The following is a 17,863-nucleotide window of genomic DNA, read 5'->3' on the forward strand; positions in this document are numbered from 1 at the left end:
TACACACCTACTCTCCATCAAATTCAACGGTTTGGATATCCTCAATACGTTGTAACTTGATTTTTTCTTTTCTCGTCTTATCTACGTATCGTAGCTTGACCCATTCCTCATCAACATCCACAACTTCCCAAAAATTTGTTCCAAATAGTTCTCCAATGATTGTTGGTTTCTTTCCAATCATTTCTTGCAATAATCTTGACATTTCTATATTTCCTTTCTCTTTTCTTTCGATTACCTTTAACCTCTTCTCTATCCGCTTGATTTTCTTAGATTGACTCATATAAATCAAGACGAGAAAAGGAAACAAAATCCATACCCACATGTGGCTCCCTCCTATTTCTTAACTTGCTTATATTGTAACACATCTTTTTCTTTTTGACAAGCATATTTGTCAAAAAGTTTATGATTTTTGTCATTTTGCAAAAGAAAAAGGTCAGGAATAAGATCCTGACCAGTTTTTCTACTATTAAAAGCCTAATTTTTCAAAGATTTCTGAGAAGTTTTGGCTGATTGTCTCAAGTGACACTTGAACTTCTTCTCGGGTTTGGTTATTCTTAACCGTTACTTGTCCGCTTTCGACTTCGCTCTCTCCTAGGGTGATGAGGGTCTTAGACGCAAAGACATCGGCCGACTTGAACTGAGCTTTGAGTTTACGGTTGAGGTAATCACGCTCTGCTTTGAAACCTTGTTGGCGAAGGACTTGCACCAATTCCAAGGCCTTGACATTTGCTCCTTGACCCAAGACTGCGATATAGACATCTAGGGCGTTTTCGATAGGGAGGGTCACACCTTGCTTTTCAAGAATGAGAAGCAAGCGCTCTACACCAAGTCCAAAACCAAATCCAGCAGTTTCAGGGCCTCCAAAGTAAGAAACCAAACCATCGTAACGGCCACCCGCACAGACTGTCAGGTCATTGCCCTCAATCTCAGTGATAAACTCGAAAATAGTGTGATTGTAGTAGTCCAGACCACGCACCATATTGGTATCGATAATATAGTCTACTCCAAGATTTTCCAACATCTGACGCACAGCATCAAAATGAGCTTGACTTTCTTCATCAAGGAAGTCCAAGATAGACGGCGCATTCTCTACTGCTACCTTGTCTTCTTTTTCTTTAGAGTCCAAGACACGGAGAGGATTTTCCTCCAAACGACGTTGGCTATCCTTAGATAAACTCTCCTTGAGTGGTGTCAAATAGTCAATCAAGGCTTGGCGGTAGGCTGCACGGCTCTCAGGATTTCCAAGAGTATTGAGGTGCAACTTGACACCTTGGATGCCGATTTCTTTCAAGAAATGGGCTGCCATCGCGATTGTTTCCGCATCGGTAGCTGGATTGCTAGAGCCAAAACACTCAACCCCAATCTGGTGGAATTGGCGCAAACGCCCTGCCTGTGGACGCTCATAACGGAACATAGGTCCCATGTAGTAGAACTTGCTTGGCTTTTGCACTTCTGGGGCAAAGAGTTTATTTTCTACATAAGAACGGACAACGGGTGCAGTTCCTTCTGGACGGAGGGTAATATGGCGCTCACCCTTGTCATAGAAATCGTACATTTCCTTGGTTACGATATCCGTTGTATCTCCGACAGAGCGACTGATAACCTCGTAATGCTCAAAAATAGGCGTGCGCACTTCTGCGTAGTTGTAGCGCTTGAAAATTTCACGGGCAAAGCCTTCAACGTACTGCCACTTGGCAGACTCAGCAGGTAAAATATCCTGCGTTCCTTTTGGTTTTTGTAATTTCATAGGGAATCCTCTTTAAACTTAATAGTCTTATTTTACCATAAATAGAGGGATTAAGACAGTGAGAAAAAATTTAGGATTTATACTCAATGAAAATCAAAAAGCAAACTAGGAAGTTAGCCGCAGGTTGCTCAAANNCTGACGAAGTCAGTAACATCTATACGGTAAGGCGACGTTGACGTGGTTTGAAGAGATTTTCGAAGAGTATTAGATATCATTTTTGAGATTAAGAATCGTCAAAAGAATAGCTAGCAAGGAAAGGACAACAAATAGCATCCAAGTCAACTGTATATTCCATACAGCTATAAGTGAAAAACAGGCTGTTCCCACAGGTATGGACAAGGTAAACAATAAACCTAAAAAATTACTGGTACGAGCTAGAACCTCTGGGGCTAGATTTTTCATGAGCATGGCACTAATCTTTGGCGAAACTTTACCAGACACATACAGAGTTAAAAAGAGAAATAGTGAACCAAGTACGATTTGATTGAATAAATTAGCCAGACCAATTAGAGTGAGCCCTACGGTAGCCCACATCATCAATCTAGGCAGGGACTGCTTCCCAAAATAATCATTGCCCGTAAGGCTACTGATGATGATTGCTAACAAAACACAGACTTGATTGATAAATAATGCCTCTGTGTAAGAAAAGTCCAAAAGAGAATGGCTCAAAAAGAAGATATTATAAATTCCACCCAAAGCGCCACCCAAGGCATTGATAAGCAAGACAGCAAAGAGCATAAAACCAAAGTTTTTCTGTCCACCTTTAAGAAAAACGAGACGTAAATTTCGATAAATCGTTAGAAACTGGTCTTTGATAGGAAGCTTCTCATTTTTTAGTGATTCACCATCAGCAGATGACATTGACAGACTCAATTTGCTTCTTCCTAAAAAGAGAACAGAAGCTGATACGAGGAAAAAACAGGCATTGATTCCCGCAACGAGGGAAAAATTGTTGACCGATAGACCTAAGAGCCAGACTCCAAAAGCTTGACCCCCAATAGCTGAAATATAGGTGATGAACTGGGAAAAAGAATAAGCCTCCATCAGATCATCTTCAGCTACTTTTTCTTTAATGAGAGGCATGCGCAGGCCACCTGCAAAATCACTGATGACATCACTAATGACATTGATTAAACACAGGCTAGAAAAGGCAAAGAGACTAGCTTGCTGTACAACTAGGGCTGCTAGAAAAAATAAAACCGCCTGAAACAAACCGCTATAGACCATCCATTTGACCTTGTCCCTCGTATAATCTGCCCGAATCCCTACAAAAACTGTAAAGAGAGTCGGAAGAATCATGATAATATTCGCCGTAGCAACAGCAAAAGATGCTTGTTGCAAGGTCGATGCATAGACGATAAAGACCAGATTAAAAATCGAAGCACCAAAAGCATTGAAGAAGCGTGACAAAGTCAAGAGTCGATAAGCTTGATTTCTAAACAATAATTTCATAGGTAATCTCCCTTCTTGTTCTAATCCCTATATGAAGTATGACTATAGTATAGCACTTAGAAATTCTAGAGGAAAAACTTTTGAATATATGCAACAAATAAAATGAGCAAAAAGAAACGATAGAATTGCTCCAGTGACACGAGAGAGCCCATCAGTTCTATCGCTTAAAATTTCAAATTATTTTCTTAGTTTGCAGATATTCAACAATCGGTCGTTTTTCTATAGTATTCAGCAGATTTATTACAGCCAAGCATCTCAAAAATACGGACAGCATCTTCCATCTTTTTCTGACCTTCCTTGACTCTGCCTTGCTTGCTATCAAGGAGACCCTCTGCCCACAAATAGACAATTCGGAAATAGGTTTCATTTTCATTGTAAAAATGCTCTTCGATAACACGTTTAAAATAAGAGGCATTAGTAAATTCTTCACACTCAATGCTGGCTAAAAAGCCATTCAATAGTATAGTGTGAAAAAGGTTTCGATTGCCAGACATTTCCATTAGAAAATCAGATTTACGTACCATTTCTCGTACATATCTAGTAAAAAGAGAAACAGATAGAAAGGCTGAACTGACTGAAAATAAATTGAGTTCATAGATTCCCCAGATCTCGGTAGAAAACAGATAGTCATGAAGGACTTTCCCCTCCTCTGCCGTTAACTCTACCCTTTCGTCCATGCTCTTCATATAAGACTTTATAAGAATGGCATTTAGAATATGTTTCTGTTTGTTTTGAGAATGGGCATGCTCTTGATACTCCCTGCGATACAAGTCCTCAAGCGGAGCTATATTCTTTGGATCCAAGACATCTATGATTTCTTTTCTCAACTCAGAATCTGTATCATACTGAAAACCTCTCGCCAGAAAGAGGATTTCCTCCACACTGGCCGATATATTTTCTAGGGCAAATAGAAACTTTTCCACCGAAAGCTCACTCTGACCTGTTTCAAAGCGGGACAACATAGACGGCGAAAATTGTCCTCCAGTTGCTTGTCTCAGCGAGATATTTCTTGACTCTCGTAATTGTCTAAAGACTTTTCCAATCTGCTCCATAGGCTTCCCCTTGATTCCGTATTTTCTTCATTTTATCATATTTTTCAGAAAATTCATCAAAAACTTGCCAAATTGTCAGAATTATGAGAAAATAGAGGATATTTATCACGTGGAGGGACTGTAATGAGAGACGATATCAAAATCAATGACCGTGCTTTGGCCTTAAAAAACCAAATTATCGAAAAACTAGAGAAGGTTTTTGATACAGATGTGGAATTGGATGTTTACAATCTAGGGCTGATTTATGAAATCAATCTGGACGAAACAGGCCTCTGCAAGATTGTCATGACCTTCACCGATACTGCCTGCGATTGCGCCGAAAGCCTGCCTATCGAAATCGTTGCAGGTCTCAAACAAATCGAGGGTATCGAAGATGTCAAGGTTGAAGTTACCTGGTCGCCTGCTTGGAAAATCACACGAATCAGTCGCTACGGCCGTATTGCCCTTGGACTACCACCTCGTTAAGTAGGCAAATTACTCTTGAAGATGAAAAAAAGCAAGCCGAAGTTGGCTTGCTTTTTAAATTTACTTTTTACCTGACTTGTCCATATTCCAGAAGTCTGTCACGGCTCCGCGTGAAGCAGATGATACGATGTGGGCGTATTTACCGAGGACACCACGGCTATAAAGTGGTGGCAAGGTTGTTTCTGCCTTGCGTTTTTCAAGTTCTTCTTCGGATACTGCCATGGAAATTTCTTTGGTATCTTGGTCAACCGTAACAATATCGCCTGTACGAAGGTAGGCAATTGGTCCACCATCCTGAGCTTCAGGAGCGATATGTCCAACAACCAGACCATAAGTACCACCAGAGAAACGGCCATCCGTCAAGAGGGCAACCTTATCTCCTTGACCTTTACCAACAATCATGGATGAAAGTGACAGCATCTCAGGCATACCAGGACCACCCTTAGGCCCAACGAAACGAACAACGACTACATCGCCATCAACGATTTCATCTGTCAGAACGGCCTGAATCGCATCTTCTTCTGAGTCAAAGACCTTAGCTGGTCCAACGTGACGGCGCACTTTAACACCTGATACCTTGGCAACCGCACCGTCAGGGGCAAGATTCCCGTGCAAGATGATAAGCGGACCATCCGCACGTTTTGGATTTTCAAGTGGCATGATAACTTTTTGACCTGGTGTAAGGTCTGCAAAGTCAGCCAAGTTTTCAGCTACAGTCTTACCAGTACATGTAATGCGGTCTCCGTGAAGGAAACCATTTGCCAAGAGGTATCTCATAACCGCAGGCACACCACCGACTTCGTAAAGGTCTTGGAAGACATACTGACCAGATGGTTTCAAGTCGGCCAAGTGAGGCACACGTTCTTGGATCGTATTGAAGTCCTCAAGTGACAAGTCAACATTGGCAGCATGAGCAATGGCAAGCAAGTGAAGAGTGGCGTTTGTAGAACCACCGAGAGCCATCGTTACAGTGATGGCATCTTCAAAGGCTTCACGAGTCAAGATATCTGATGGCTTGAGACCGAGCTCCAACATCTTGACAACAGCACGTCCTGCTGCTTCGATATCTTCTTTTTTATCAGCTGATTCAGCTGGGTGAGATGAAGATCCTGGCAAACTCATACCGAGAACTTCGATAGCAGTCGCCATGGTATTAGCTGTGTACATACCACCACAACCACCAGGGCCAGGGCAGGCATTACATTCAAGACGTTTCACGTCCTCAGCCGTCATATCACCGTGATTCCATTTTCCGATACCCTCAAAAACAGAAACCAAGTCAATGTCTTTTCCATCCAGTTTTCCAGGGGCGATAGTACCACCGTAAGCGAAAATAGCTGGGATATCCATATTGGCAATGGCAATCATAGAACCAGGCATGTTCTTGTCACAACCCCCGATAGCGACAAATGCATCCACATTGTGACCACCCATAGCTGCCTCGATTGAGTCCGCAATAATATCACGAGATGTCAAAGAGAAACGCATACCAGGCGTTCCCATGGCAATCCCGTCTGCTACGGTAATAGTCCCAAACTGTACAGGCCAAGCACCTGCCGATTTGACACCTTCTTTGGCTAATTTCCCAAAATCATGCAAGTGAATGTTACATGGTGTATTTTCCGCCCAAGTCGAAATAACCCCAACAATCGGTGTTTCAAAGTCCTTATCTGTCATACCAGTCGCACGAAGCATGGCACGGTTTGGCGATTTTACCATACTGTCATAAATGCTACTGCGGTGACGTTTATCTAATTCAGTCATTTGTTCCCTCCCATTTCAGTTTTTACTATTATAGCACATTTTAAAAGCAATGAACAGAAGAAAATTCTTGAATTTTCAGAAAATTCTATATACATATAAACATTTTAAATTAAAAACAACAAAGCGGATCAGGGCACTTTCTGATTACCAGAATATGCTTTTAATCCGCTTGCTTTAAATAACGTAATGTAATTTTTACAGAAGTTCTTTCAGATAAGTGTATTTAACATCTATCTTGCATTATAAAACTCTAGAACTTTCTCTTTTATATTCGATTCACTCAAACCATACTCATTAAGAAGATAATCCATTTTCCCAACTTGACCGAATCTTTCTTGAACACCCATCCGATGAATTTTTGTTATTCCATCATCAGAGAATAATTCACATAAAGCACTGCCAATTCCACCTATCTGATTGTGGTTTTCTACAGTAAATATAGTTTTTCCACTTAACATTGTTTTTATCTGTTCTGGTATCGGTTTAATTCTAAATAAATCTATCACACCTACTGAATAACCTAATTTAGACAGTTCATCCGCAACTCGAATACTTGGAGCAACCATTATGCCAGAAGCAACTATTACAACATCTTCACCGTGTCTTAACTCAATGTAGCCTTTAGAAAAATCTTCTCCACCTTGATATACAGCCTCTGGAGCCTTTCTAATTGTTCGAATATATTTTAGTCCTTTTAAGTCTAATGTCTGGTTCAAGATTTCACGAAATTGGATATCATCAGTTGCTTCAAAAATGATCGATTTAGGAATTAAACGTAACAATCCAATTTCTTCAAATGGCATATGTGTTCCACCATTCATCTCTGCCGTTACTCCTGCATCTGAGCCAATCACAGTGGCATCCAATTGTGCGTACCCAAGAGAAATAAATAATTGATCAAATACTCTTCTTGAAGCAAAAGGGCCAAATGTATGAAGATAAGGTCTAAACCCCTGAATAGATAAACCTGCTGCAAGCCCGACCATTTCTGCTTCCATTATTCCAACATTCACATAACGGTCTCCAAAGTCCTTTTCAAGATTATTAGTAGCCATAGAACTTGACAAGTCTGCTTCTAAAACTACTATATCAGAATAACTTTGGTTAGCCTCTAAAAGGAAATCTCTATACACATGTCGTAATTCTTTCGCACTTCTCATCATTCTGTTTCCTCCAATTCCTGACTTAATCTTTCTACAACTGAAGTTAACATTTGTCTCTCCTCTACAGTAGGGCGAAGATGATGATTGGATTTCATTTCTTCCAGCTCTCGAACTCCTTGACCTTTAATAGTGTCTAATACAATACACTTAGGAGATGAATTATTTGACTGTTTTAATTGGATAATCCCTTCATAAATTCCTCTAATATCTGAACCATTGACCCTAATGGATTCAAATCCAAATGCTGAGAATTTTTCTACAAAATCACCTGGATTACAAATATCCTTTGTAAAACCATCTAATTGTTTTTTGTTATCGTCTACAAATACAATTAAATTAGATAACTGTTGATGAGAAGCAAACTGTATAGCCTCCCAACATTGTCCCTCATTTAACTCACCATCTCCAACAATAGCATAGGTATAAAAGGGACTTTTTCTTATTCTCTGACCATATGCAAGTCCGGTTGCAACACTAATTCCCTGTCCTAAAGAGCCAGTTGTCATATCTATGCCCGGCGTTAGATTTCTATCAGGATGCGACGGCAATTTGGTTCCATTTGTATTTAAAGAATATAAGAATTCTTTGTCAAAGAAACCATTCAAATAGAGTGTGCTATATAAAGCCGGCCCAGCATGCCCCTTGGATAGAACAAAATAATCTCTATCTCGTGATGCAAATATTTCTGGAGTCATTGGCATTATTTCACCATAAAGCACCGCTAAAACTTCTACGATAGACAGACTCCCTCCATAATGGCCGAATCCAAGATGATTCAATGTTCTAAGAGTATTTAATCGGATTTTAGTCGCAAATTTTCTTAACTCATCTTCTCTATTTTCACTTAAAATCATCCCTTATTCCTCCTTTGCAGATGGCTTTTTAATAAAGGATACTCCAAACATAACTGCTAGAATAAGAACAAGACCAATAACAATGCCTGCTTGTGAGCCAAATTGATTCAACATTCCTAAAATAATTCCTGATAGACCAAAATCTGCATCTGAGAAAGTTGAACCTTGGAAACCAAGTCCTCCCAAAACCGGCATTAAAAAGACTGGAAGAAAACTAATTAAAATACCTTGTAAAAATGCTCCAATAGTGGCTCCACGAACACCACCAGATGCATTACCGATGACACCTGCAGTCGCTCCGCAGAAGAAATGAGGCACAACACCTGGTAAAATAACAACCGTTCCTGAAGCAATCATAATTGCCATACTCACTAAACCACCAACAAAACTAGAGATAAATCCAATTAGAACTGCATTGGGTGCATAAGTATAAACAATCGGACAATCCAAAGCAGGTTTTGAATTAGGTACAAGACGCTCTGAAATACCTTTAAAGGCTGGAACAATTTCACCCAAAATAAGGCGAACACCTGCTAAAATAACAAATACCCCTGCTGCAAATTGACCTGCTAATTGTAAAGCATAAACTAGACCACTTGTACCACTACTGATTTCTTTTTCTATATATTCTGACCCTGCAAAGATAGCTACAATAATGTAAATAACTGCCATGGATAAAGTAATGCTAACAGTACTATCACGTAAAAAAGTTAAACTCTTTGGAAATTTAATGTCCTCTGTTGATTTTGATTTGTCACCGATAAGGCTACCAGTAAAACCACTCAACCAATATCCCAAAGAACTGAAATGACCTAAAGCCACCTTGTCATTTCCAGTTAATTGAACCATATATTTTTGCACAAATGCTGGGGAAATACTCATAATAATACCGAGCGCTAATCCACCTAGTAAGATAAGAGGCAAACTTGTAAAGCCAGCAACTGATAAAATGACCGCAATCATACACGCCATATATAGAGTGTGGTGCCCTGTTAAAAAGATATATTTGAATCGAGTAAAACGAGCAATTAAGATATTGAATACCATACCTGCAAACATAATCATTGCAGTAGCTGAGCCATATGTTGTTAAAGCTACAGCTACAATTGCTTCATTATTTGGTACAACTCCAGATAAATGAAAAGCATGCTCAAACATGGTACCAAATGGATTTAAAGAATTTTGCACAATTCCTGCACCACCAGATACAACTAAGAAACCAACAAAGGTCTTAATTCCGCCTTTAATAATATCAGGTAATTTCTTCTTCTGAAGCACTAATCCTAAGATTGCAATTAAAGCTACTAAAATAGCTGGTGTACTAACAATATCCAATATGAACTTCATCATGACGCTAGCCTCCTATATAAGTTCTTTTTCTTCACAAATTTTAGTAATTAATTCTCGTAGCTCGTCCATATCAATAATACTATTTAAGATACGAACATCTCCAAGATGACTAGCTGAATCAGCTAGATCACGACCAACAATCCAAATATCAGCTGCATTTGGATCTGCTCCACCTAAATCATAGTGTTCAACTTCTACATCTGAAACATTCAAATCACTCAATACAGATTCAATATTCATCTGTACCATAAAACTTGAACCTAATCCTGAACCACAAGCTGTACCAATTTTTAACATTATCTAATCCTCCTGTTTAATTATCATTTCAATGTCATCATAGTTTTTTGATGATATTAAAGTTTGAACATGATTTTTATCTCTTAAAATTGTTGTTAAATGTGACAAAGCCTTTAAATGACTCTCATTATCAATGGCTGCAATACAAATCAACAATCTTACCTCTTGTTCTGGATTATCCAATAAATAAATCGGTTCTTCCAAAACTAACATTGACATTCCTATTTCATTCACACCCTCATCTGGACGAGCGTGAGGAATTGCTACTCCCTTCCCTAAATTAATAAAAGGCCCAAACTCTTCTACTTTTTGAATCATTGCCTCAGGGTAGTTCTCAGTTATCTTATCTTGATCCAAAAGTGGTTTAGCTGCTAAACGAATTGCCTCCTTCCATCCTAATTTTTCCGAACTAACCTGATAAGTTTCTTTTGTAATTAATTCTTCTAACAATGGTAACACTTCCTTTCTGTTCATATCTTGATAGAGATACCTCTTTAATGCTAATTTTAACTCTAATTCTTGTGTGATTACACTATATCGTCTTACTATGCTAATTATCTGATTAAGTTCAATATCTCGATAACCTGTATCTGGGAAATCTTTTGATACCAATTCAACTAACTGTGTTGTTTGTTCTTCCGTCATCATAACAGAAACTAGATAATTTGGCTTCTCTGTATCCACCTTTATAGTAGAAAAAACCATATCATAGTCACTACTAGTTTTCGCATATAAATCATCAATCTTTGAGGTTCCTATAAACTCAATTTGAGGGAATAATGCTAATAGATTCTCTTTTATCATCAATGAAGAACTAATTCCATTAGGACAAATAATTGCTGCCTTATAACATTTTTGAGGCAAAGTATCTGCTTTCTTTAAATAACCTCCGAAATGGATAACAAAATATGCTGTTTCACTATCAGGTATGGGATTGTCAATAGCGTCCATCAAGGGAGTCAAAGAATCTTTTACTAGTTCAAATAAATCAGGATACTGTTCTTTAACATGCAACACATATTCATTTGAACTAGGTAAGCCGAACTTTAATCTATAGTAAGCCGGTATAAGGTGGCGACGAAGATTTTCTCTCAATACTTCTCTTTGTTTAAAATGTAACAAAGAAATATCTTCCATTCTACTTATAATAGCCTCTGTTAATTGATTAAAGTAAACCGGAGCAACATCTACTTCACCTTCAAAGCAACTTGATAATAAAACTGTGATATAGCGATAATCATCCTCAGAAAACACCGTATCTATAATTCCCAAATCAACCACTGTATCCAATAAAATAGTCGTTATATCTTGAATAACAGGAGATACTAATGTCTCTGAAAGACATACTCTTTCAACATCTCTTTGATACCTACACAGAATGAATACTAAACCGAAAAGGCAAACTTTTAATTGATTAACAATAGGTACTATCTGTAACTTTTCATAATAATCTTTAACCACCTGATCAATCAAATCATAAGTTAATGAATACCCCCAACTGGATAAAACATAATCCAAACCCCAAATCCCTATGGAGGATTCCAGCAACTCACTAACCATTTGAAAAGCTAAACGGTGCTTATTCCACTCTGAACCGTGTAAAGTATAACCTTTTGCTCTACTGTACCCTAGCTCCAAATCATTATCTAACATAATCTTTCTTAATGATTGAATATCAGATAAGGTTGTATTCTTACTTACTTTCAAAAAGTCTTGGTAATGATTATTCGATATAAAATCTAATCGGCAAAAAGTGTAAAGATAGATCAAAGCTAAGCGAGTCGACTTTGGTAAAACCAATTCATCCGACTTAATAATATCTGTCAAAGACTGCTTCGTACGATTTGATAAACTATAGCGACCTTGCTTTTTATCCAGCACTATCCCTTTATTAGCTAGATAAGGCACTAAATAATCTATTCCTTCTTTGACTTCCTTTATAGGTAAGCTCACCTTAACAGATAATTCATATAATGATAGCTCACAATGATCCATCAAAGTCATCAAAATAACTAGTGTTCTATAATCAAACATTTCTCTTCCTTTCTAACTACAATTATAGTGTAAAAGTTATAAGAATAAAAGAGTATTTCAGCACAATATAATCTCACCTTTTAAAATAAATTATTGGGCTGAAAGTTTTTAGTGATTATTTGTCAACTTTCTATTAATTTTTAAAAACAAAATGATATCATTTAGATATCAAATAATAGGAATAGTTGAAATGACACTGGAACGGCTCAATGAAGGGGAATTGGTAGAGCTTGACGAAGAACGAAAAGCTGCCATGGTTTCAAATCTTCTAGTCGTTCTCTGTGGCAATCATGATGCACAACCAATTGTCAACACAGGAAGTCTTTACTAAAGATGGATGAAGCTAAAAAAAGCAGATCCCCCTTCTACTCTCAACAAAGTTATACGCTGCACTCGCATCATGGGCAGAAGACGACTTTCGTTCAGTCAATGGGCAAATCGAATATCTCCTCACAGAATGTGTCAAACAACGGAAGAAAGACGGAAAATACGTATCAGAAACCATTGACGAACCATTTGAGATTGATATTTAACACCTTCTCCTGTCTGCCGTGTCGGATAGGAGAATTTTTTCATCTTTTTTTGTCAAGTAACTTTACTTTACAAAAAAAATGTGTTATCCTAGTATGGTTGATGAAAATCAGTAGATTGAATCGAATATAAATACCTAAAGGAGAAATCAAAATGGCAGTACCTGCACGTCGCACTTCAAAAGCGAAGAAAAACAAACGTCGTACACACTACAAAGTAACAGCTCCATCTGTAAACTTTGACGAAACTACTGGAGATTACTCACGTTCTCACCGTGTATCACTTAAAGGATACTACAAAGGACGTAAAATCGCTAAAGCTGCATCAGCTGAATAATAGAAGGGAGATACCATGCGCGTAAATATTACACTTGAACACAAAGAATCTGGTGAACGCTTGTACCTTACTTCTAAAAACAAACGTAACACTCCAGACCGTCTTCAATTGAAGAAATACTCACCAAAACTTCGCAAACACGTTGTGTTCACAGAAGTTAAGTAAGCATTCAATACGAATCAATACAGAAGAAAAACGCTGATTCAAGCGTTTTTTCTTTTTGTTAATTTCACTATATTGCAAGGGAAATCGTTCGAATGACTACCTTTTTCACTACCTTTTTTTGAAATAAGAATATTGATTCGGACAATTAAAAACAAGAGGAGCTTCATTACGAGGCTCCTCTTTTTTATCTTTCGTTGCACTAAATTTTAGCATTTACTTGTTTTAAGTTCAATTCCCTATCTTCAAACAATAATCTGATTTGGATTTGAGTAGGAGCGTTTCCATTATTTAAAACACAAACAAGCCTTGTTTCAATATTTGGTTTAAATTGTCTCCCATCAATTGAATCTTGTAACAGTGGATGTTGTAGGATACGATTGCGTATTTCTTCATGAGGAATTGAACCCCAGCAAATAACTGGCTCAGCTCTTTCGATAATCATTCTAGGAATATATTCAGGTGCAAATTGTTCTGGTGAAATACATAATCCTCCGTTTTCTTTGAAAGAATTTAATAATCGGTTAAAAATAGCACTTGGCTCCCCATTGCATTTGATTCCATAAAATCCAATTAAGTCACCAACTTTTTTAGCAATATCTGACTTATTATTGTCTATAAATCTAGATAATTCTTCATTTTCAGGAAGCCCTTGTCTCCTTTGATAAATACCCTGCCAATTATCTTGATTTCCTTCATAATTTGCACAATTACTTTTTCTTCCTATGTCGTATGGCAGTCCTTCTATAGGATTTTTTGTATGTGCCGCATAATATCTTCCAGCTCTATTTCGCGTATTATTATTTTCCCCCCCGATAAGTTGAATCGAAGAACCACAAGTTGGACACAATGCGTACTTACTGCCATTTTGATAATATAGTGATTCTTTATTTGTTCTCTCTTCAAACTCATCAATATGATAAGTTCCACCATTGATTAATTTAAAATATTTCATCGCTATTACCTCAATAAATAATCCGTCTAATCTTATTATACCATCGATTTTTCATATTGTGAGAACCTGAAATATAAAAACGAAGAATACCATCTCTTCTCAATTTCTATTGTGTCAGTATTATTGAATATAATATTTTTATAAAAAGATTTTCATATTATTTCTAATATATTTTAAATAAAGACTAAGTCTTTTTTTGCTTTTCTCTATTTATTTGTATCTATTGAAATGCTAGAACTAGAAATTTCATCTTGTCTAGTATTTTAGAGAATCCAAAACGCAGTTCAATAATATGCACTATTTTTTCTTGAACAAACGGATGTAGTCCTGTTTACTATGAATAATATCTGATACAAAGACAGCTTTTCTATCCTCTAAAATATGATAGAAGGCTAGGTAATCGCCTAAAATGATGCATCTGGTTTTGTGGGGTGGGTATATAATAACTCCTATTCTTTCATCAGCATCAAATCCTGCTTCTGGGAAAACTTCAAGACGCTCCAAACCATAAAGAATATTCTTAACTGTGTTTGCTCCAGCCTGTTCTGAAAAGTAGTTAGCTGAGATATAATCTTTAATACCTCTTAGCTGTTCTTGTACCGTTTCAGAGATAATAAGGCTATATGAGTTCTCGTTAAATTCCAAGGTTAGCCCTCACTTCATCAATGCTGTAAGTTCTTCCATGTTCTAAATCGTCAAAGCTACGGGCAATTTCAGCACGTAACCCTGATAGAAGTTCTTCTCTTTCTTTGTCTACTTGAGTTTCAAATGGCAAGGCTTTATTTTCTACAATGTGTTCTAAAAACAAGTTAAAACTGGCTGTCATATCAAGATTTTGCGATGTGATAATAGCTTTAGCCTTCTCTAATAAGTCTCTGTTAGTCTTAAAGTTTACCTGTGTGTTTTTTTCTAAAACATTCATGGTAGTACCTCCTTTAGACTATTATATCACTTTAAACTATACAGGTCTAGTTACGTATAGCTACTTATAGCTGGATGCTTAAAAGCTATTCTAAAATGTAAAAAAGCACTAAGGGAAAGCGCCCCAAAGTGCTTAATATCAAGGCTCCAAAGCCTATCTGATTCAATAAAATATTACAACATTTTGTTGTAGAATTCAACGACAAGTGCTTCGTTGATTTCTGGGTTGATTTCGTCGCGTTCTGGCAAGCGAGTCAATGAACCTTCCAATTTTTCAGCGTCGAATGATACGAATGCTGGGCGTCCAAGAGTAGCTTCTACTGCTTCAAGGATAGCTGGAACTTTCAATGATTTCTCACGAACTGAGATCACTTGACCTGGAGTTACGCGGTATGATGGGATATCAACACGTTTTCCGTCAACAAGGATGTGACCATGGTTTACGAATTGACGAGCTTGACGACGAGTAGTCGCAAGACCAAGACGGTAAACAACGTTATCCAAACGGCGTTCCAAAAGAAGCATGAAGTTGAAACCTAGGATTCCGCCTTTGATTTTTGTAGCTTGTACGAACAAGTTACGGAATTGTTTTTCACCTACACCGTAAGTGAAACGAAGTTTTTGTTTTTCAGCCAATTGCAAACCGTATTCTGACAATTTAGAACGGTTGTTTGGTCCGTGTTGTCCTGGTACGTAGTTACGACGTGCCAATTCTTTACCTGTACCTGTAAGTGAAAGGCCAAGGCGACGAGCTTGTTTCCAAGATGGTCCTGTATAACGTGACATGTGAATGTCCTCCTGATATAAATAATATTTCGGTGGAAATAGTCACTTAGAAAGCCCTGATTCGTGCAGATGCCCTTCGCCTAAACAGCCAAGGTTACTTATCATAAGACACCTGTTGACGAGCTTCATGCTTTCCTGCTGATATTTCACACAAAATCCATTCTACCATGAATAGCTAGATTTGTAAAGGGGGTTTAGACTTTATTTTAAGTTAAGAACAAGGGTAAAGGTGCTTCCGAGGCCGTACTGGCTGCTGACTGTGATTTCTCCACCTAATTGATGGGCCAATTCACGCGCAATCGCAAGTCCTAAGCCATGACCACCCGTTTTCATGTTACGAGAAGTTTCGACACGATAAAGGCGCTTGAAAATATTCTCCAAATCCTCTGGAGCAATGCCCTGTCCCTCATCGGTCACACTGATTGAAAGCTGGTTCTTCTCCAGCTTAGCCACCACTTCCAGCTTGGTTCCTGGAGCAGAGTATTTAAAAGCGTTATTGAGCAGATTCACCAAGATACGAGAAAGCTTAGCATAATCTCCTTCAATCCGGGCAGACTCTGGGATTACCTGTAAGTGGACATCTCTTCTCTCCTGCTCAATCAAGAACTGAAATTCACTCATGCATTCAATCAAGAGCTGATCCAGAAAAATACTGTCTTTACTAGTCATATCCGCCTGATTTCTAGCTGTATTTAGAGTCAAAAAATTCAACTCCTCAACCAGTTTATTGAGTCTTTCCGTCTGGCGTCCAATGGTTGCTAGATAATGAGCTTGCTCCGACTCCTTGATAACCCCATCCAAAATCCCTTCTACCGTCGCTTGGATCGAAGTGATAGGAGTCTTAATATCATGCGATAACTGGGCAATCATCAAGCCCTTTTCTCGTTCGCTTTCTTCCAAGGAATCAAAGCTTGCCTGCAAATCATGGGACATTTCATTAAAAGCTTGCCCTAATTGTTGAAATTCTAAAGGGCCTTGAACCTCCAAATTTGAAGGAAAATCCTTGTCCGCTACCCGCTTGGCATGTTCCTTGAGTTTGCCCAACGACGTAAAGACCGGTGATAGGAGAAAGAGACTAATCCCAGCACCGACAAGGCTGGCAACGATGGTCATCCCAAGCAAAAAGTAAATCTCGCTTTTCTCAATCAGCATTTTTTGAACAGCCCAAAAAACAACCAAAATGGTTAAGAGGGTTGAAATAATATATCCAACCAAAATATAACTTTTTAGTTTCATGTTTGTCCTCTCGGTTTCTCTATCTTATATCCCAACCCCCAAACGGTCTTAATAGTGGGCGTTTGGTCACTACTATATTTTGCCAACTCCTGTCGAAGAGCATGGATATGCACATTCAAGGTATTGGTATCATCCACATAGTCTTCTTGCCAGACCTTTTCATAGAGGTCTGTCTTGGAGAAAACTCGCTCTGGATTGCTAGCTAAAATCCACAGCAATTCAAATGATTTAACAGTCAAATCCAGCATTTCTTCTTCTATTTGAACTTCATGACTACTATGATTCATTTTCAGATTACCAAGGGAAATCAGCTCTGTTTCGCCCCCACGATGAAGGCGGCGCAAAATATTATGGACCCGCAAAACCAGCTCACGAGGGCTAAAGGGCTTAGCAATAAAATCATCTGCTCCCAAGCTCAGACCGTAAATCTTGTCCTGTTCACTGGTCTTAGCAGTAATAAATAGGAAAGGCTGCTCTGGTGATAAGTATTGAACTTCACTGATTAAATCATAACCATCCATCCGAGGCATCATGACATCTGTGATAATCAAATCAATCGGTTTTTTCTTGAACAGCTCTAGCGCTTCCAGTCCATCATGGGCTACCAAGACCTGATAACCTGCCTGAATTAAGTATCTCTGATGAATATCGGTGATTTCTACCTCGTCGTCAACGAGTAAAATTGTCTTTCCCATCTGTCTCTCCTTTGATAAAAACAGTGCTATACTGCTTTAAGTATAACACTATTTCTATTGTTT

The 17,863-nt window shown here is 38.2% G+C and carries 21 protein-coding genes; 5 read left to right on the forward strand and 16 right to left on the reverse strand.

Features of this window, described 5'->3' with window-relative positions; all coding sequences use genetic code 11:
* Nucleotides 1-7 precede the first annotated feature (7 nt).
* The 4 genes from HT685_RS05835 to rgg all read right to left on the reverse strand — a co-directional run bounded on the left by HT685_RS05835 (nucleotide 8) and on the right by rgg (nucleotide 4,251).
* Entirely contained in the window at nucleotides 8-322 is a 315-nt protein-coding gene (locus tag HT685_RS05835) for a hypothetical protein (protein WP_173224744.1), read from the reverse strand.
* Nucleotides 323-466: 144 nt separating this feature from the next.
* Nucleotides 467-1,747, reverse strand: coding sequence for a histidine--tRNA ligase (gene hisS, locus HT685_RS05840; RefSeq protein ID WP_173224741.1), 1,281 nt, complete (start codon nucleotides 1,745-1,747; stop codon nucleotides 467-469).
* A gap of 204 nt (nucleotides 1,748-1,951) precedes the next feature.
* Nucleotides 1,952-3,199 (reverse strand): transporter, encoded by a 1,248-nt coding sequence (locus HT685_RS05845; protein WP_173224737.1) that lies wholly within the window; start codon nucleotides 3,197-3,199, stop codon nucleotides 1,952-1,954.
* Nucleotides 3,200-3,399: 200 nt separating this feature from the next.
* A complete protein-coding gene (gene rgg / locus HT685_RS05850) occupies nucleotides 3,400-4,251 on the reverse strand; it encodes a quorum-sensing system transcriptional regulator Rgg (protein ID WP_173224734.1) in 852 nt (283 codons plus the stop codon).
* A gap of 123 nt (nucleotides 4,252-4,374) precedes the next feature.
* Here rgg and HT685_RS05855 point away from each other — a divergent pair, with 123 nt between their 5' ends.
* On the forward strand, nucleotides 4,375-4,716 hold the full coding sequence (locus tag HT685_RS05855; RefSeq protein WP_173224731.1) for a metal-sulfur cluster assembly factor: 342 nt from the start codon (nucleotides 4,375-4,377) through the stop codon (nucleotides 4,714-4,716).
* A 60-nt stretch (nucleotides 4,717-4,776) separates the two neighbouring features.
* Here HT685_RS05855 and ilvD read toward each other — a convergent pair whose 3' ends face one another.
* From ilvD to HT685_RS05885, 6 genes are all read right to left on the reverse strand, one after another.
* Entirely contained in the window at nucleotides 4,777-6,480 is a 1,704-nt protein-coding gene (gene ilvD / locus HT685_RS05860) for a dihydroxy-acid dehydratase (RefSeq protein ID WP_173278971.1), read from the reverse strand.
* Nucleotides 6,481-6,710: 230 nt separating this feature from the next.
* A complete protein-coding gene (locus tag HT685_RS05865) occupies nucleotides 6,711-7,643 on the reverse strand; it encodes a transketolase family protein (RefSeq protein WP_173278972.1) in 933 nt (310 codons plus the stop codon).
* Entirely contained in the window at nucleotides 7,640-8,497 is an 858-nt protein-coding gene (locus tag HT685_RS05870) for a transketolase (protein WP_173278973.1), read from the reverse strand. Before HT685_RS05870 ends, HT685_RS05865 begins: the two co-directional genes overlap by 4 nt.
* 3 nt (nucleotides 8,498-8,500) lie before the next feature.
* Nucleotides 8,501-9,847: a PTS ascorbate transporter subunit IIC gene (locus tag HT685_RS05875; RefSeq protein ID WP_173278974.1), complete on the reverse strand. Its 1,347-nt coding sequence runs from the start codon at nucleotides 9,845-9,847 to the stop codon at nucleotides 8,501-8,503.
* Nucleotides 9,848-9,859: 12 nt separating this feature from the next.
* Entirely contained in the window at nucleotides 9,860-10,144 is a 285-nt protein-coding gene (locus tag HT685_RS05880) for a PTS sugar transporter subunit IIB (protein ID WP_000912473.1), read from the reverse strand.
* A gap of 3 nt (nucleotides 10,145-10,147) precedes the next feature.
* Complete coding sequence (locus HT685_RS05885; RefSeq protein WP_173278975.1) at nucleotides 10,148-12,178, reverse strand: BglG family transcription antiterminator; 2,031 nt, start codon at nucleotides 12,176-12,178, stop codon at nucleotides 10,148-10,150.
* Nucleotides 12,179-12,368: 190 nt separating this feature from the next.
* Here HT685_RS05885 and HT685_RS05890 point away from each other — a divergent pair, with 190 nt between their 5' ends.
* The 4 genes from HT685_RS05890 to rpmG all read left to right on the forward strand — a co-directional run bounded on the left by HT685_RS05890 (nucleotide 12,369) and on the right by rpmG (nucleotide 13,210).
* A complete protein-coding gene (locus tag HT685_RS05890; RefSeq protein WP_225354851.1) occupies nucleotides 12,369-12,509 on the forward strand; it encodes a hypothetical protein in 141 nt (46 codons plus the stop codon).
* Nucleotides 12,510-12,534: 25 nt separating this feature from the next.
* Nucleotides 12,535-12,711 (forward strand): PTS ascorbate transporter subunit IIC, encoded by a 177-nt coding sequence (locus HT685_RS05895; RefSeq protein ID WP_049494796.1) that lies wholly within the window; start codon nucleotides 12,535-12,537, stop codon nucleotides 12,709-12,711.
* Between the two features lie 151 nt (nucleotides 12,712-12,862).
* Complete coding sequence (gene rpmF / locus HT685_RS05900) at nucleotides 12,863-13,045, forward strand: 50S ribosomal protein L32 (RefSeq protein ID WP_000290417.1); 183 nt, start codon at nucleotides 12,863-12,865, stop codon at nucleotides 13,043-13,045.
* Nucleotides 13,046-13,060: 15 nt separating this feature from the next.
* Nucleotides 13,061-13,210, forward strand: a complete 150-nt coding sequence (gene rpmG / locus HT685_RS05905; protein ID WP_001265622.1) for a 50S ribosomal protein L33 — start codon at nucleotides 13,061-13,063, stop codon at nucleotides 13,208-13,210.
* A gap of 199 nt (nucleotides 13,211-13,409) precedes the next feature.
* Here rpmG and HT685_RS05910 read toward each other — a convergent pair whose 3' ends face one another.
* The 6 genes from HT685_RS05910 to HT685_RS05935 all read right to left on the reverse strand — a co-directional run bounded on the left by HT685_RS05910 (nucleotide 13,410) and on the right by HT685_RS05935 (nucleotide 17,800).
* Nucleotides 13,410-14,162, reverse strand: a complete 753-nt coding sequence (locus HT685_RS05910) for a hypothetical protein (RefSeq protein ID WP_023944035.1) — start codon at nucleotides 14,160-14,162, stop codon at nucleotides 13,410-13,412.
* Nucleotides 14,163-14,459: 297 nt separating this feature from the next.
* Complete coding sequence (locus HT685_RS05915) at nucleotides 14,460-14,807, reverse strand: type II toxin-antitoxin system RelE/ParE family toxin (protein WP_060806235.1); 348 nt, start codon at nucleotides 14,805-14,807, stop codon at nucleotides 14,460-14,462.
* A complete protein-coding gene (locus tag HT685_RS05920; protein WP_173278976.1) occupies nucleotides 14,797-15,084 on the reverse strand; it encodes a type II toxin-antitoxin system RelB/DinJ family antitoxin in 288 nt (95 codons plus the stop codon). The genes HT685_RS05915 and HT685_RS05920 overlap by 11 nt, the downstream gene beginning before the upstream one ends.
* A gap of 173 nt (nucleotides 15,085-15,257) precedes the next feature.
* Nucleotides 15,258-15,869 (reverse strand): 30S ribosomal protein S4, encoded by a 612-nt coding sequence (gene rpsD, locus HT685_RS05925; RefSeq protein ID WP_000092756.1) that lies wholly within the window; start codon nucleotides 15,867-15,869, stop codon nucleotides 15,258-15,260.
* A gap of 201 nt (nucleotides 15,870-16,070) precedes the next feature.
* On the reverse strand, nucleotides 16,071-17,105 hold the full coding sequence (locus tag HT685_RS05930) for a HAMP domain-containing sensor histidine kinase (RefSeq protein ID WP_173224723.1): 1,035 nt from the start codon (nucleotides 17,103-17,105) through the stop codon (nucleotides 16,071-16,073).
* Nucleotides 17,102-17,800, reverse strand: a complete 699-nt coding sequence (locus HT685_RS05935) for a response regulator transcription factor (RefSeq protein ID WP_173213906.1) — start codon at nucleotides 17,798-17,800, stop codon at nucleotides 17,102-17,104. Before HT685_RS05935 ends, HT685_RS05930 begins: the two co-directional genes overlap by 4 nt.
* Between the last annotated feature and the right edge of the window lie 63 nt (nucleotides 17,801-17,863).

This window comes from Streptococcus sp. 5004 (genome assembly GCF_013276755.1).
Lineage (GTDB): Bacteria > Bacillota > Bacilli > Lactobacillales > Streptococcaceae > Streptococcus.